This is a genomic window from Paraburkholderia lebeckiae (assembly GCF_050436225.1).
GTDB lineage: Bacteria > Pseudomonadota > Gammaproteobacteria > Burkholderiales > Burkholderiaceae > Paraburkholderia > Paraburkholderia tuberum.
Map to the genome: position 1 here is coordinate 680,482 of NZ_JBNDLU010000002.1, position 15,183 is coordinate 695,664.

The 15,183-nt window shown below is 63.8% G+C and carries 12 protein-coding genes and 3 tRNA genes; 11 read left to right on the top strand and 4 right to left on the bottom strand.

Annotated elements, in window-relative coordinates; genetic code table 11:
- Positions 1–224 precede the first annotated feature (224 nt).
- From uvrC to OKW45_RS17940, 8 genes are all read left to right on the top strand, one after another.
- A complete protein-coding gene (gene uvrC / locus OKW45_RS17905) occupies positions 225–2,456 on the top strand; it encodes an excinuclease ABC subunit UvrC (RefSeq protein WP_429470203.1) in 2,232 nt (743 codons plus the stop codon).
- A 202-nt stretch (positions 2,457–2,658) separates the two neighbouring features.
- The gene (gene pgsA, locus OKW45_RS17910) at positions 2,659–3,252 is read left to right on the top strand and encodes a CDP-diacylglycerol--glycerol-3-phosphate 3-phosphatidyltransferase (RefSeq protein ID WP_018421265.1); all 594 of its coding nucleotides are present in this window, start codon (positions 2,659–2,661) and stop codon (positions 3,250–3,252) included.
- Between the two features lie 191 nt (positions 3,253–3,443).
- Positions 3,444–3,519: transfer RNA gene (locus tag OKW45_RS17915), tRNA-Gly, on the top strand.
- A gap of 63 nt (positions 3,520–3,582) precedes the next feature.
- A tRNA-Gly gene (locus OKW45_RS17920) sits at positions 3,583–3,658 on the top strand.
- 129 nt (positions 3,659–3,787) lie between these two features.
- A tRNA-Cys gene (locus tag OKW45_RS17925) sits at positions 3,788–3,861 on the top strand.
- A 475-nt stretch (positions 3,862–4,336) separates the two neighbouring features.
- Positions 4,337–5,044: a hypothetical protein gene (locus OKW45_RS17930; protein WP_429470205.1), complete on the top strand. Its 708-nt coding sequence runs from the start codon at positions 4,337–4,339 to the stop codon at positions 5,042–5,044.
- 205 nt (positions 5,045–5,249) lie between these two features.
- Entirely contained in the window at positions 5,250–5,999 is a 750-nt protein-coding gene (locus tag OKW45_RS17935) for a TraB/GumN family protein (protein WP_429470207.1), read from the top strand.
- A gap of 139 nt (positions 6,000–6,138) precedes the next feature.
- Positions 6,139–6,639 (top strand): GNAT family N-acetyltransferase, encoded by a 501-nt coding sequence (locus OKW45_RS17940; protein ID WP_429470209.1) that lies wholly within the window; start codon positions 6,139–6,141, stop codon positions 6,637–6,639.
- Positions 6,640–6,650: 11 nt separating this feature from the next.
- On the opposite strand, the gene OKW45_RS17945 is transcribed toward OKW45_RS17940, so the two are convergent.
- The 3 genes from OKW45_RS17945 to OKW45_RS17955 are packed head-to-tail and all read right to left on the bottom strand — an operon-like array spanning position 6,651 to position 8,799.
- A complete protein-coding gene (locus OKW45_RS17945) occupies positions 6,651–7,535 on the bottom strand; it encodes a cytochrome c oxidase assembly protein (protein ID WP_429470211.1) in 885 nt (294 codons plus the stop codon).
- Between the two features lie 39 nt (positions 7,536–7,574).
- Positions 7,575–8,036 carry a copper chaperone PCu(A)C gene (locus OKW45_RS17950; RefSeq protein ID WP_429470213.1) on the bottom strand — a complete coding sequence of 154 codons (462 nt, stop codon included), beginning with the start codon at positions 8,034–8,036 and terminating at the stop codon, positions 7,575–7,577.
- Between the two features lie 28 nt (positions 8,037–8,064).
- Entirely contained in the window at positions 8,065–8,799 is a 735-nt protein-coding gene (locus tag OKW45_RS17955; RefSeq protein ID WP_429412527.1) for an SCO family protein, read from the bottom strand.
- 366 nt (positions 8,800–9,165) lie between these two features.
- Here OKW45_RS17955 and otsB point away from each other — a divergent pair, with 366 nt between their 5' ends.
- Both otsB and otsA read left to right on the top strand, forming a co-directional pair.
- Complete coding sequence (otsB, locus tag OKW45_RS17960; protein WP_018421258.1) at positions 9,166–9,915, top strand: trehalose-phosphatase; 750 nt, start codon at positions 9,166–9,168, stop codon at positions 9,913–9,915.
- 52 nt (positions 9,916–9,967) lie between these two features.
- Positions 9,968–11,446 (top strand): alpha,alpha-trehalose-phosphate synthase (UDP-forming), encoded by a 1,479-nt coding sequence (otsA, locus tag OKW45_RS17965; protein ID WP_429470215.1) that lies wholly within the window; start codon positions 9,968–9,970, stop codon positions 11,444–11,446.
- Between the two features lie 90 nt (positions 11,447–11,536).
- Here otsA and OKW45_RS17970 read toward each other — a convergent pair whose 3' ends face one another.
- A complete protein-coding gene (locus tag OKW45_RS17970) occupies positions 11,537–13,372 on the bottom strand; it encodes an ABC transporter ATP-binding protein (protein ID WP_429470217.1) in 1,836 nt (611 codons plus the stop codon).
- A gap of 716 nt (positions 13,373–14,088) precedes the next feature.
- Between OKW45_RS17970 and OKW45_RS17975 the strand changes: the two genes are divergently transcribed.
- On the top strand, positions 14,089–15,153 hold the full coding sequence (locus OKW45_RS17975) for a glycosyltransferase family 4 protein (RefSeq protein WP_429470219.1): 1,065 nt from the start codon (positions 14,089–14,091) through the stop codon (positions 15,151–15,153).
- Positions 15,154–15,183: the final 30 nt, after the last annotated feature.

Here is a 15,183-nt window from a genome sequence, read left to right on the forward strand (position 1 = left end):
GAACGGAGCAGGTTCGAACGAACGCGGAATGTTCTAAACTGGCGATTCTAAAGCCTCGCTCGCGATCGCGCGCGCCCTTTGTCCGCCATGCGGGCCGCATCGGCGACACGCGACACGACCCCCGGCGCACGATGCCGGGCACCCGGCGGCGCAATCGGTGCAATCGGTGCAATCGGTGCAAGCGGCGAGGCAGCGCGAGACAGTCCCACCCCAATCGATCCCGCATGACCGAACCCGAAGCCAGCGACGCCCCCGACACCTTCGAGCCGAAAACAGTGCTCGCCCAACTGCCGCATCTGCCCGGCGTCTACCGCTATTACGACACGAGTGGCGCGGTGCTCTACGTCGGCAAGGCGCGCGATCTGAAGAAGCGCGTATCGAGCTACTTCACGAAGACGCAGCTATCGCCGCGTATCGCGATGATGGTCATGCGCATCGCGCGCATCGAGACCACGGTCACGCGTTCCGAGGCCGAGGCGCTGCTGCTCGAAAACAACCTGATCAAGGCGCTCACGCCGCGTTACAACATCCTGTTTCGCGACGACAAGTCGTATCCCTATCTGAAGCTGACCGGCCACAAGTTTCCGCGCATGGCCTATTACCGCGGCTCGGTCGATCGCAAGAACCAGTACTTCGGCCCGTTCCCGAGCGCGTGGGCGGTGCGCGAGAGCATCCAGATCCTGCAGCGCGTGTTCCAGCTGCGCACCTGCGAAGACTCGGTGTTCAACAACCGCACGCGGCCGTGTCTGCTGCATCAGATCGGCCGTTGCACGGCGCCGTGCGTCGCGAACATCAGCGAGGAGGATTACGCGCGCGACGTCGCCAACGCGTCGCGCTTTCTGCTGGGCCGCCAGGGCGAGGTGATGAAGGAGCTCGAGCAGAAGATGCATGCGTTCGCGAGCGAGCTGAAGTTCGAGCAGGCCGCGGCGGTGCGCAACCAGATGAGTTCGCTGTCGACGGTGCTGCATCAGCAGGCAATCGAAGTCGGCAGCGACAGCGACGTCGACATTCTCGCGGTAGTCGCGCTGGGCGGCCGCGTGTGCGTGAATCTCGCGATGGTGCGCGGCGGACGACATCTCGGCGACAAGGCGTACTTTCCCACCCACGTGGAGAGCGCGTTGACGGCGGAGGAAGGCGGGCTCGAAGAAGACGGCGATCAGCGCGATGCATTGGCGGACGCGCGAGCGGTCGCGCCATCGGCCGCGGCGGCGAGCGCCTCGGCCGATGCGCTCGCGATCGCTCAGGAGATGCCGTCGGAAGACGAGGACGCCGATGGTAGTGAGGAAGACGCGATCGACGAGGCTGCCGAAGCGACCCGGGACGTCGTCAGCGACGAAGGCGCGGACGAAGGCGCCGACGGGAACGCCGAATCCGGCCCCGCGGCGAAGCGCCGCCAAGGCCGCGCAACAGATGGCATCGAATCCGAAGTGCTCGAAGCGTTCATCGCGCAGCATTACCTCGGCAATCGCGTGCCGCCGGTGCTGGTGGTCAGCCACGCGCCGGCGCGCGAACTCGTCGACGTGCTGACCGAGCAGGCGGGCCACAAGGTGACCGTACTGCGTCAACCGCAAGGACAGCGGCGTGCGTGGCTCGCGATGGCCGAGCAGAACGCGCGGCTCGCGCTCGCGCGCCTGCTCTCCGAGCAGGGCTCGCAGCAGGCGCGCACGCGCGCGTTGACCGACACGCTCGGCATGGAGTGCGACGATCTCGCGCATCTGCGCATCGAATGCTTCGACATCAGTCACACGATGGGCGAGGCGACGCAGGCGTCATGCGTCGTCTATCACCACCACAAGATGCAGTCGTCCGAGTATCGCCGCTACAACATCGCCGGCATCACGCCCGGTGACGATTACGCGGCGATGCGCCAGGTGCTCACGCGCCGCTACGAAAAGATGGTCGCGCAGGCCGCCGCGAATGCGAGCGACGAAGCCGCCGAATCGCAAAGTGACGCGGCCGCCGATCCCGCGCTCGCCGCCGATGCCGCCGAGCCGGCCTCGGCCGGCGGCGTGCTGCCGACCATCGTGCTGATCGACGGCGGCAAGGGGCAGGTGGAGATCGCGCGGCAGGTGTTCACCGAGTTGGGGCTCGATACTGGCATGCTCGTCGGCGTCGCGAAGGGCGAGGGGCGCAAGGTCGGTCTCGAGACGCTGATTTTCGCGGACGGCCGCACGCCGCTCGAACTCGGCAAGGAAAGCGCCGCGCTGATGCTGGTCGCGCAGATCCGCGACGAAGCGCACCGTTTCGCCATCACCGGCATGCGCGCCAAACGCGGCAAGACGCGCCAGACCTCGCGGCTCGAAGAACTCGAAGGCGTAGGGGCGAAGCGGCGTCAGCGCCTGCTGGCACGCTTTGGCGGCTTGCGCGGCGTGGTGGCCGCGAGCGTCGAGGATCTCGCGAGCGTCGAAGGCATTTCGCAGGCGCTCGCCGAGCAGATCTACCGGCAACTGCATTGAATTGGCGGGCCGCGCCGCGCTGTGATCGGAACGACGGTTCGTCGGACCCGAGGCGTCGCGCTGCGGATGCGCTGGCTGCGAACCACGCGCCGGGGGCGGCTCGCTTACCGCCCCGCGCGGCCATGCCTGGGCGTGCTTGCTTGTGGCAGGCCCTGTGACACGGCACAATTGCAACTCACTCGTCAGACGCTGCGCCTGCCCCATGCCGTTTAATTTCCCGATATTCCTGACCTGGCTGCGGATCGTGCTGATTCCGCTCGTCGTCGGTGTGTTCTATTTGCCCGACATGATGATGAGCCCCGCGCACCGCAATCTCGCGGCCGCGACGATCTTCATCCTGGCGGCGCTCACCGACTGGTTCGACGGCTTTCTGGCCCGCAAATGGAATCAGACCTCGGCGTTCGGCGCGTTTCTCGATCCGGTCGCCGACAAGCTGATGGTGACCGCGGCGCTGCTCGTGCTCTTGCAACTCACGCGGATCGATTCCGCGATCGCGCTCGTGATCGTCGGACGTGAAATCGCGATATCGGCGCTGCGCGAATGGATGGCGCAGATCGGTGCGTCGAAGAGCGTCGCGGTGAACTCGCTCGGCAAGTTCAAGACCGCTTGCCAGATGGTGGCGATTCCGATGCTGCTGTTCTATGGCCCGCTGCCGCTCGGTGGCGGCGTGACGGTCGACACGCGCGTGTGGGGCCTGTGGCTGATCTATCTGGCCGCGTTCCTGACGATCTGGTCGATGCTGTACTACATGAAGCTCGCGTGGCCGCAGATTCGCGAGCGCGGCGGTATCGCGTGACCGTGTGAATAGAAGAGCGCGGTGGGCGCAAAAGTGTGTTCGAACCCCGCGCTACTACGAGCGAAATATTTTCTTTAAAACAGATGGACAAGGGGGTTGACACGTTTCAGTCGATTCTCCATAATTTCGCTTCTCCGATGCACGCAACGCGAAACACCGGAAACGCCGTAAAGCAGTAAATGCAGCACAATGCGGGAATAGCTCAGTTGGTAGAGCGCAACCTTGCCAAGGTTGAGGTCGCGAGTTCGAGCCTCGTTTCCCGCTCCAGAATTCGAAGCATCGCGTTGTTTGGCGAAGTAAAAAACGCAGCGCGATGTGAAGTAGTTCAATGCGGGAGTAGCTCAGTTGGTAGAGCGCAACCTTGCCAAGGTTGAGGTCGCGAGTTCGAGCCTCGTCTCCCGCTCCATACATCAGGGGAAGCAACGCTTCCCTTTTTGTTTGGAAGGCCGCTCGTTCTGAATTTTTCAGAGCTTCGGTTCTTCTGGTAATCACCAGATAAATCTGCGAACCCGTGTCCAGGTTCCAGTCTGCTTGCGGCGCGATAGCAAAGCGGTTATGCAGCGGCCTGCAAAGCCGTTTAGGCCGGTTCGACTCCGGCTCGCGCCTCCAGTCTTTGATGTAAAGCGAAAGCCCCGACTTGTCGGGGCTTTTCTTTTTCTGTTCCTCTCTTCGCCAGCCTTGTCGACCGTCGTCATCAATGTGAGGGGACGGGTCAATCCGACCGCGTGCCGCAGACGTCCCTCCGAATCGATCAGAAATTGAGCGCGGATTTGATTGACTGCACGCAGCATTGTTCAGGAAGTAGTAGTCCTCTTGCGGCGTACCGCCTCCGAGCGGTGCTATCTGCATCATTGTGCCGCTCCTGATCATGTGACCCGCGTAGATGCCGGCGTTGTACTGGTAATACACGCGATAGTCGATCGAGCTGGCCATCGGAAAGCTGATAGGTCTTATCGTCCGTCGAGCTGGCTTTTTTGCTTTTTAAAGTCCGTCGTCGAGTATTCGCCCGGATATTCGCGGCTGCTTATTCGTTGCACATAAAACCTACATTCGACCTATGAAAAAAATAAGAATCGCCGCCCTTATGCTGAGCCTCGTTTTGCCGCTGTCGGCGATTGCGCAATCGGCGCCAGCCCCCGACGTCAAACCCGGGGACACCTGGACATATACGTCGACGAGGGAGAGAGGGCCGTCGGGCTGGAACCAGACGCACGAGCAGGTAACGGTGCTGCGGGCGACGTCATCGCACATCTATTTCGAATCGAAGATCTCGGGTTCGACGCAGGCGCCACGCGAAGTCATCGCCGGAGCGGACTGGAGCCGCGAGCGCAGCGTGAACGGCACCGATACAGTCGTGAACCGGCCGTTCGTGTTTCCGTTGTCGCCGGGCAAGAGCTGGACGGTCGAATACGCCGAGCAGCATCCCAGCCGGGTATTCGCTTCGCGGAAGTGGAACTCGCAGTATCGGGTGGTCGGAACGGAAAGCGTCGAAGTGCCCGCCGGCAAATTTCAGGCGATCAAGATCGAAGCCGAAGGCGACTGGGTCGCGCAACTCGAGCCGCGGCAGACGGTCACGCAAGCCACCCAGGTCGAGCAGGGCGACACCGCGATGATCACGCATGCGCAGAAAATCGGTCCTGTTCAGGCGACGGGACGTACGTATAAAGCGTTCTGGTATGTGCCGGAAGTCGGCCGTTGGGTGAAATCGGTTGAAGAGTATTACGGCAGCAATGGCGTGAGAAACGAGCGCTATACGACCGAACTCGAGTCGTTTAAAAAAGGCGGGCAATAATCGGGTTCAGGCGTTTGAGGCGTTCTCGCATTCATTGGGGGATCGCAAATATCGCGTCTGATTTTTTGGCTCACGCGCGAGCGCCGCATTCCGATTAACGGCGTGTCCGGCACGCGCACGGGAAGGGCAACGCACGCCGGCGCGCCTCATCCAGGCCGGGCGATAGAATCGCACCATCGTCATCGCCCGTTTTCATTGAGGCCGCATGTATTTCCAACTCACCGGCACTCAGGTCCGCCTGCTCGGCTCGATGCATCTGTTTCCCGCGACGAGCCGTCGAACGCCGCCATGGGTCGCCGAAGCGTATGACTGGGCCGACGTGCTCGTATTCGAGTCCGACCCAGCAACGATCCTGCCGTTTCTCAAAGCCGACGCGCACCCCGACGCCGCGCAACTGCGGCCCCTGATGCGCGACGAAACCTGGACGCAACTGCGGGCGCTGTGGCCGACCGATGGCCTGCTCGCGCCGCTTGAAACACTGCGTCCGTGGGCCGCGATGATCGTCGCGCCGACACTGCTGCAGCAGGTCGTGGAGGGTGTCGAGCCGCGCATGTTGCGCTCGGCGCTCGCGCAGGCGAAGCCGTATCGCTATCTCGAGTCCGCGCGGGACGTCGCAGTCGCGCTCGAATCGATTCCGCTCGAAGCCATTGCCGCCGCGCTCGACATGCTGATGGCCGACCGCGGCGAACCGCAGCGCACGCTCGAACGGATGCACGCGGCGTGGCTGGAGGGCGATCTGCACGCGATACAGCAAATCGCCGTCGAATCGCCGATGTTCAATCTGGCCGGCATCCGTCAGGCGATTTTCGACGTGCGCAATCGCGCGTGGTCCGCGCGGCTGAGCGAATTGCTGGACGTGCGCGAGCGTACGCTGATGGTCGTCGGCGCGCTGCATCTGTGCGGCCCCGGTAATCTCCCCGACCGTCTCGCGCGACCCGTGCAAGCGGTGTTCTGAACGCGTGCGCGGCTTTCGCGACTGAATACAGCCGTGTCGACCGCCCGGATGCTGGGCCTGCACATGCTCGATGACGAGGCGCGCGGCATAATTGCGGATCGTTGCCCGCGCTGTCGCGCATTGACCCTGAAAGCTACCGATGACTGAACCGCAGCACACCGCCGCCGCGCGGCTCGCCCAGTTCGAATGGCGCTGGAAGCCGTTCGGGAACCTCACGAGCGTCGAAGTCTATGAGATGCTGGCCGCTCGCAGCGCGGTGTTCGTCGTCGAACAGAACTGCGTGTATGGCGACATCGATGGGCTCGACGTCGAAGCCTGGCATCTGCTCGCCTATGGCACCGGCGACGGTGCGGCGCTGCCGCCGTTGGCCGGCTATCTGCGCGTGTTGTTGCCCGATGCGGCGGATGCCGACGTGCGCATCGGCCGGGTGTTGACGACCGCGTCGTTTCGCGGCATCGGCCTCGGTAATGCGATGCTCGAACGCTCGCTCGCGCAGATCCGTGCGCAGTGGCCCGATACGCCGATCCGTCTGCACGCGCAGGCGCATCTGCAAGGCTTTTACGGTGCGTTCGGCTTCGAGCCGGTCTCGGAGGTTCACGACGAAGACGGCATCCCGCATGTGTGGATGCGCTCGCTCTGAGCGCGAGCGGGTCAACGATGCCCGTTTGCCGTCGTCGACGCCGCATGCGTGAGCCCGCGCGCCACTTTTGCACGCCGCTCGGCGCGCAGGCGTCCGCGCGACGACAGCCGCATCCAGTGACGCAGCGCGATTAGCGCGCCGACCACGCTCATCATCGAACCCGGAATCCATAGCAGGAGCCCGCCGATCTGCTGATCGCGCATCGGGCTCAGCCACGTGAACGCGCGGCCGCAGATCGAATAGATCGGATACAGCTCGTGCGGCGTAAAGAAGATGAACGCGCCGAGGATGATCTGCGGCGGAATCGCCGCGATCACGACGAGCACGCGCTTGCCCGGAGACAGACGCGCGGGCGGCGCCGGACGCGGATCGAGTACGAGCCACCAGAACAGCAGGCCGTCGATCGCCATGCTCCAGTTCATCACGCGATAGAGCCGCCAGTCGAGCATCGCGACGAAATGGATCGGCGACAGCAGCCAGAAATAGATCAGCCCTACGAATAGCGTGACCGCGACGACCGGGTGCATGACGACGTCGAGCGCCCTGCGCACGAGCGGTGTTTGCAGCGCGGGCCGCACGAAGCGCTGTCGCCAGCGCAACGGAATTCCCGCGCGCAACGCCGTGCCCGGATACGACAGCGCAATGAAGAACGGCCCGAGATGATGCAGCACCAGATGCTGCAAGCGATGCATGAAGAATTCATGCTCGAAGTAATAATCGAGCCGCGTATGCAGCACGACATACAGCGCGACCAGCCCGAACCAGAATGACAGACGCCGCGCGAACGACAGCCGCGCCTTGCGCGCGCCGCGCACGAACAGGATCGCGGGGATCAGCAACGCGATCACAACGGTCGGCGAAAACTCCCAGGGATCGAGCCAGTAGAGCAGGTTCATGGCGATGGCGCGTGCTGTGGCGGCGGCCCGTGGTGCCGCTTACTTGGTCTGGCCCGGCGACTTGACCGCGAACGGCGCACTCACTGTTTCGCCGTCCGAGAACTTCAGCGTCAGACGCACGGTGTCGCCCGGCGCGACCTTGTGCTTCGCGTCCTCGAGCATCACGTGATAGCCGCCCGGCGCGATCGCGACCTGGCCATGCGCGGGCACCGTCAGCTTATCGACCATCACCATCTTCTGCGTCGAACCGTTCGATACGGTTTGATGCAGCATCGCGTCGCCGTAGTCGTCGCTCGACACATCGACGAGATCGATCGGCTTGTCGCTCGCGTTGACGAGCGTCGCATAGCCGGCCGCGGGCAGGTTGTTCGGCAGCCAGCGCACCCACGCGTCCTTGATGCTGATCGCGTGAGCATCGGCCGCTTGCGCGGCCGATGCGGCGCCGAATGACAGCGCGAGCGCGCAGGCGAGGGAAGCGAATGGTTTGAGCTTGATCGTCATGATGGAATGGAGTGGGATCAAAGAAGAATCAGGATTGGTCATCGATGATGCGGCGCAGGTCCTGCGCGATCGCATCGGGCGTGTCGTGATCGGTGGCGAGCAGGCGCGCGCGGCCCCGGCTGTCGAACACATAGACGGCGGAGCTGTGCGTGACCTCGTAGTTGCCGTTCGGGTCGCGCTTTTCCATCTGATAAGCGACACGATAGCGCTTGGCCAGCGACTCGATCTGCCAGTCGGTGCCGGTCAGCCCTTCGGCGTGCTGTGCGTCGAACGCGCCGACATAGTCGTGCAAGGCCCGCGGCGTGTCACGCGCGGGATCGACGGTGATGAACAGGATGCGCACTTTCTGCGCATCGGGGCCGAGCTTGCCGAGCACCTGCATCAGGCGTCCCATCGTTTCGGGACAGACGTCCGGGCAATGCGTGTAGCCGAAGTAGACGAGCGACGTGTGGCCCTTGAACGAAGCAGCGTTGACGGGACGGCCGGTGTCGTCGGTCAAGGTGAAGTCCAGATCCGGCAGGTGGCCGGTCACGTTGGTCAACTGCCACGGCTCGGTGTGCTGCGTGCAACCGGTCAGTGCGGCAAGCGCGACCAGCGTGCCCAGCGCCGCTGCCGCCGCAAACCGGCGTGCCAACCCGTGCGTCAACCGGTGCGTGAGTCGCCTCGGTCGTGCGCGGGACAGGTTCGGCTGCGGGCGCTGGGGTGGAAGGATCGGGAACAAAGCAGGGTTCAATGACTCGATTGAAGAGCAGGCAACACGAATCGATGGAGCAGGCAGGCCGCACCGTCTCCCGATCATGCCGCGCAAGATTCGCGCGCCACACGCGATTGATTGAGAGCGTGCAACGATGTCCATCACGCCGACGGTCCGCGTGGCAGCGACTGTAGCGCAAAATTGGCGCCAGCGTCGCGCGACGCGCCGGGCGCACGAATTGCGAGTCAATTTGCCGCAGCTGGCTGAAAGCTCGGCGAAATCGAATCGTTGCGCTTTGAACGCAATCGACAGAAGCGGATGGATAGACCGCCCATCGGGCTTGAGTCCCAGCTTACCTTCTCGAAAAATTGACGGATGCGCGGTAAGATGCGCACACTTTTCCGGCCATAGATGGCTGAAAGGCGAACCTAGGCGATGCAAGCACTTCCGGCTGTTCTGTCTCCGAGCGAGACGGCATTTTTCTTCGACTTCGATGGCACGCTCGTCGAACTCGCCCCCACGCCGGACGGCGTGCTGGTGCAGCCGCGCGTGATCGACCTGCTGCGCGAACTGAGCAGTCTGACGAATGGCGCGGTCGCGGTGGTGTCGGGGCGCGGCATCGACAGCATCGACAGTTTTCTCGGCATGCCCGATCTGCCGGTCGCGGGTCTGCACGGCGCCGAGCGGCGCGATGCGAATGGCGACACGCAGCGCATCGGCTTTCACGACGAGCGCCTGTTGCGCATGGAGCAGGTGCTCGCGCAGGTCGTCAACGAACATCCGGGCATGCTGCTCGAGATCAAGGGCGCGGCGCTCGCGCTGCACTACCGCAACGCGCCGGACCGCGAGCCGGTCGCGCGCGAGGCGACCGAGCGGCTCGTCGCCGACTACCCCGCTTCTTACGTGCTGCAGCCCGGCAAGATGGTCTACGAGATCAAGCCGAAGGACGTCGACAAGGGCCGCGCGACACGCGCCTTCCTCGACGAGCTGCCGTTCACCGGCCGCACGCCGATCTTCGCCGGCGACGATCTGACCGACGAGAAGGGTTTCGCGGTCGTCAACGAGCGCGGTGGTCTGTCGATCAAGGTTGGCGCGGGCGAAACGATGGCGCGCACGCGCGTCGAGTCGGTGTCGTCACTGCTCGACTGGCTCGAAACGATTGTCGCGGCGGCGCGCGGCGCATGACGCCGACGCCCCGTTCAACGAAAACAACATACTGCATCGGGAATCGCGCTTCATGAGCCGATTGATCATTGTTTCGAACCGGGTGGCGCCTATTTCGGAGGGCGGTCCGGCGGCGGGCGGTCTGGCGGTCGGCGTGTACGACGCGCTGAAGGAGACCGGCGGCATGTGGTTCGGCTGGAGCGGCGACGTGCTTACCTCCGGCCAGCCGCAGATCAAGCTCGAGGAGCGCGGTCCGGTGACCTTCGCGACCGTTCCGCTGATGCGCCGCGATTACGACCAGTACTACCGCGGTTTCTCGAACGCGACGCTGTGGCCCGCGTTCCACTATCGATCCGACCTGCTGCATTACGACCGGCACGACTTCGAAGGCTACTGCCGCGTCAACGCGTGGCTTGCGCAGCAACTCCTGCCGCTCCTGCGCGAAGACGACGTGGTCTGGGTGCACGACTATCACCTGATTCCGTTCGCTCAGGCGCTGCGCTCGGCTGGCGTGAAGAACCGCATCGGTTTTTTTCTGCACATTCCGTTTCCGGCCGCGCAGGTGCTGCTGACGGTGCCGCCGCATCGCGAACTCGTCGAGGCGCTGTGTTCGTTCGACCTGCTCGGCTTCCAGACCGGTCCCGATCTGCGCGCGTTCTGCGACTACGTGATCAACGAGGCGGGCGGCTCGATCGACGCGTCGGCGAAAGGACCGCTGAGTGTGCATGCGTTCGGCCGCACGTTGCGCGCCTCTGCGTATCCGATCGGCGTCTATCCGGATGAGATCGCCGAGCTCGCGAAGGCAGGCGAACGCGGCAAGCCGGTGCGCACGATGAAGGCGACGCTGCATTCGCGCAAGTTGATCATGAGTGTCGACCGGCTCGATTATTCGAAGGGGCTGGTCGAGCGATTCCGCGCGTTCGAGCGCCTGCTCGAGCATACGGCCGCGCAGCGCAACAAGGTGTCGTTCCTGCAGATCGCCCCGCCGACGCGCGCCGACCTGCACGCGTATCAAGACATCCGGCTACAGCTCGAAGGCGAGTCGGGACGGATCAACGGACGTTTCGCCGAGCTGGACTGGACGCCGATCCTATACATCCACAAGCAGTACGAGCGCTCGGTGCTGGCGGCGCTGTTCCGCACCGCGCACGTCGGCTATGTGACGCCGTTGCGCGACGGCATGAACCTCGTCGCGAAGGAATACGTGTCGGCGCAGGATCCGGAGAATCCCGGCGTGCTGGTGCTGTCGCGCTTCGCGGGCGCGGCGCAGGAGCTCGACGGCGCGCTGATCGTCAATCCGGTCGATATCGACGGCATGGCCGAAGCGCTCGCGCGGGCGCTCGACATGCCGCTCGCCGAGCGGCAGGCGCGCTATCGCGACATGATGGTGCAACTGCGCGCGAACAACGTGTCGGTGTGGCGCGATAACTTCATGCGCAATCTGCAGAGCGTCGAGGGCGCGAAGCGCGCCAGAAGCGGGAAAGCGCGCGCGGCCACGGGTGCGGCGGGCGCCGCGCGGAAGAGGGCGGCGCGCGAGAGCGTGACCGGCTAAGCCAAGCCGGGCCGCGAGCCAGACAGCAAAAAGCCGCTCCAGGGAGCGGCTTTTTTTCAAGCGATGCGCAGCGCGTGGACCCGGTGTGCGTCAAGCTACGTGCTGTTCGTCGACCTTCTTGCCGCCGATATGCAGCGTCTGTCCCTTGCCATACTGCTTCGCGAGCAGGTCGCGATAGAGGCCCGGACGCTGGCGCAGTTCTTCCGGCGTGCCGTCGTCGATGACCTTGCCGGCGCTCATCACGATGATCCGGTCGAAGTTGTTCAGCGTCGACAGACGGTGCGCGATCGCGATCACGGTACGGCCGACCATCAGCCGGTCGAGCGCCTTCTGGATCGCTTCCTCGGACGCGCTGTCGAGCGCGGACGTGGCTTCGTCGAGCAGCAGGATCGGCGCGTTTTTCAGAATCGCGCGCGCGATTGCGATGCGCTGGCGCTGGCCGCCCGACAGCTTCACGCCGCGGTCGCCGACGATCGTGTCGTAGCCTTCCGGCATCGCTTCGATAAACTCAGAGCAACGCGCCTCGCGCGCGGCGGCGAGCACTTCCTCACGGCTCGCGTCCGGGCGGCCATACGCGATGTTCTCGTACACCGAGCGATGGAACAGCGAGATGTCCTGGGGCACCAGCGCCATCGCGTGGCGCAGGCTGTCCTGGGTGATCGACGCGATGTCCTGGCCGTCGATCTTGATCGCGCCGCCCTGGGTTTCGTAGAAACGCTGCAACAGCGCGAGTACCGTCGATTTGCCCGCGCCCGACTTGCCGATCAGTCCGACGCGCTGACCCGGTTCGATATTGAGGTCGAAGTGATCGAGAATCGGCCGGCGCCGCGGATAGGCGAACGTGACGCTGTCGAACGTGACGCGGCCGCCTTGCGGCACGAGTTCGCTCGCGTCGTCGCGATCGGGCATGCCGTGCGGCTCGAGCAGCGTGCGCACGGCTTCCGCGAGTCGCGCGACGTGCTGCGTGACGTCGACGAGCGCGACGGCCAGATCGCGCGTGCCGTGCAGGATCGTGAAGCCGAGCGAGCTGACGAGCACGATGTCGCCCGAGGTCGCGCGGCCCTGGTCCCACAGCCACAGCGCCCAGCCGAGCAGGCCGGCCGACAGCAGCGCGGTGACCACGGCGTGCAACAGACGCAGCTTTTCCAGATACAGCAGGCTCTGCTGGCGCGCGTCCATCTCCGACTTGACCGTCGAGGCAAAGCGGCGCTGCTCGCTAAACGTCATGCCGAACGCGCGCACGAGGCCCATGTTGCTGATCACGTCGACGAGTTCGCCGTCGACCGATGCCGCCTTGGTCGCGAAATTATGGTGGCGCGCGGAGCCCCGGCCCGCGAGCTTGTACAGCACCACCGACAGGATCGCCGAGCACAGCATCAGGCCGGCTGCCATCAACGGGTTCACCGCGATGATCATGACGATCGCGCCGAGCACCGCGATGCACGGCGGCAGCACGTTCCACGCGGTGGTGTTTTCGGCGGTGTAAACGGCGTTCGACGTCGCGGTGATCCGGCTTGCCAGCATGCCGGGCTGCTTCTCCGCATAGTAGGTCGGCGAGTGGCCGCTCAGGTACTGGAACAGGTCGCGCCGCAGATCGCCCGTCACGGCGACGAACGTGTGCGCTGCGAACCAGCCGCCGATCCGCCACAACAGGTTGTCGGCGGCGATCAGCCCGACGAGGATCGCGAACGCGCCCCACAGCGGCCCCGGATGATGCCGGCCGCCGCCGAGCACGTCGATCAGATGCTTGATCGCGTATTGCGAAGCGAGTGCACAGCCCACGGCCGCAAACACGCTGCACAACACGATCGCATGCGCGAGCGGATGACGGCGGATAAAGCGGAAGAGAAACGCCAGCGGCCGGTGCGCATAGCTCGCGAGCTTTGCGTTCTGGGCATTACGCTGGGCAATGGTCAAGTGTTCCAATTGAGCTTAGATCGATATGTTGCGGGTTGTGCATGCAATGCGCGCGGACCACACGGACAAGCATGGCTCTCCGTGAAGCCGATGCTTCGCATTGTAAACATGCAAAGGCGATTGCGCCCTGTGTATCCGGGCTTTGACGCGATTGATTTCGCGATGGACCTCCGCGATCTGCGCCGTCTCGACACCACGAGCCGACAGGCCATTCAGGCAGATTGCGGAAAATTTCGAGATATAATTACGGATTGCATTCAACCATTACAGGTGCATTCAACCGCGCTGCGGCAATTTTGCAATTCCTACCGGCAACGTTGATGGGCGAGAACGCACAGACACCCGTACCGTCGTGCCTCCTGAAACCTCTGATACTGTAGAACTGTCTTTGAAAACAAGGGTTTGCAAAGTGTTTCGCGTTTGTAACAACGTAAAGACTTTGAAATGTCGTGGTGCTGCAACAATCCGGGCATTGATAATGCGTGCTCGTTAGCCCGCCAATTTTTCTGACAGTTTGTCAACGTAGGTGCAACGTGCGCGTTTACTCGCACATGCCCAGTCGCTGATCCACTTGTCTGGGCTCCTTACCAAGCGATCCATCGCAGGATTTCTCAAAAGAATCAGGCCCGCGCCGGCATTTCCGGCCAGACCGCCCTGGCGAGCAAGCGAGTCGCTTTTTCCAAATGCAGTACTTTTGCCTGATTTTTTACTAGGAGTTCGTCAATATGCGAATCGCTCAAATCGCTCCGCTGCACGAGGCGGTGCCTCCCAAGCTGTACGGTGGTACCGAACGCGTGGTGTCCTATCTGACCGAGGCGCTGGTCGAGCAGGGCCACGACGTCACGCTGTTTGCAAGCGGCGATTCGCAAACCTCGGCGAAGCTCGAAGCTTTCTGGCCGCAGGCGCTGCGCCTCGACCCGACGATCCGCGACGTGATGGCGCCGCACATGCTGCTGCTCGAAGAAGTGCGCCGCCGCGCGGACGAATTCGACGTGCTGCATTTCCACATCGACTACTACCCGTTCTCGCTGTTCGCGCGTCAGCCTGTGCCGTTCGTCACGACGCTGCACGGCCGTCTCGATCTGCCTGAACTGCAGCCGATCTTCAACACGTTCAATGACGTGCCGGTCGTGTCGATCTCGGACAACCAGCGCATTCCGCTGCCGCAGGCGCACTGGCTGCAAACCGTCTATCACGGTCTGCCGGAAGACGTGCTCAAGCCGATCCCCAACGTCGAGCCCGGCTACCTCGCATTCCTCGGCCGCGTCTCGCCGGAGAAGGGGCTTGACAGGGCGATTCGCATCGCCGGGCAGGCAGGCATGAAGCTCAAGGTCGCCGCCAAGATCGACAAGGCCGACCGTGCCTACTACGAAGAAGTCATCAAGCCGCTGATGTCGTTGTCGCACGTCGAGTATATCGGCGAAATCGGCGAAGCTGAAAAGCGCGAGTTTCTCGGCAATGCGCACGCACTGGTGTTCCCGATCGACTGGCCGGAGCCCTTCGGTCTCGTGATGATCGAGGCGATGGCTTGCGGCACGCCGGTGATCGCGTTCAATCGCGGTTCGGTGCCGGAAGTGATCGAAAACGGCGTGTCGGGTTTCGTCGTCGAGGACGAAATCAGCGCGGTCGCCGCCGTCAAACGTCTGCACACGCTGCCCCGCGCTGGCGTGCGCAAGGCGTTCGAGGCACGCTTCTCGTCGAAGGTGATGGCGCAGAACTACGTCGCCACCTATGAAGAGCTCCTGCGCCGCAAGCATCGCACGGTGCTGCGCGAAGTCAACGCGAGCTGATTGCGGTCGATTCGCCGCGGTTGTTTCGCG

Coding starts and splice junctions, on each gene's coding strand:
- uvrC (WP_429470203.1), top strand. CDS start 225: ATGACCGAACCCGAAGCCAGCGACGCCCCCGACACCTTCGAGCCGAAA.
- pgsA (WP_018421265.1), top strand. CDS start 2,659: ATGCCGTTTAATTTCCCGATATTCCTGACCTGGCTGCGGATCGTGCTG.
- OKW45_RS17930 (WP_429470205.1), top strand. CDS start 4,337: ATGCTGAGCCTCGTTTTGCCGCTGTCGGCGATTGCGCAATCGGCGCCA.
- OKW45_RS17935 (WP_429470207.1), top strand. CDS start 5,250: ATGTATTTCCAACTCACCGGCACTCAGGTCCGCCTGCTCGGCTCGATG.
- OKW45_RS17940 (WP_429470209.1), top strand. CDS start 6,139: ATGACTGAACCGCAGCACACCGCCGCCGCGCGGCTCGCCCAGTTCGAA.
- OKW45_RS17945 (WP_429470211.1), bottom strand. CDS start 7,535: ATGAACCTGCTCTACTGGCTCGATCCCTGGGAGTTTTCGCCGACCGTT.
- OKW45_RS17950 (WP_429470213.1), bottom strand. CDS start 8,036: ATGACGATCAAGCTCAAACCATTCGCTTCCCTCGCCTGCGCGCTCGCG.
- otsB (WP_018421258.1), top strand. CDS start 9,166: ATGCAAGCACTTCCGGCTGTTCTGTCTCCGAGCGAGACGGCATTTTTC.
- otsA (WP_429470215.1), top strand. CDS start 9,968: ATGAGCCGATTGATCATTGTTTCGAACCGGGTGGCGCCTATTTCGGAG.
- OKW45_RS17975 (WP_429470219.1), top strand. CDS start 14,089: ATGCGAATCGCTCAAATCGCTCCGCTGCACGAGGCGGTGCCTCCCAAG.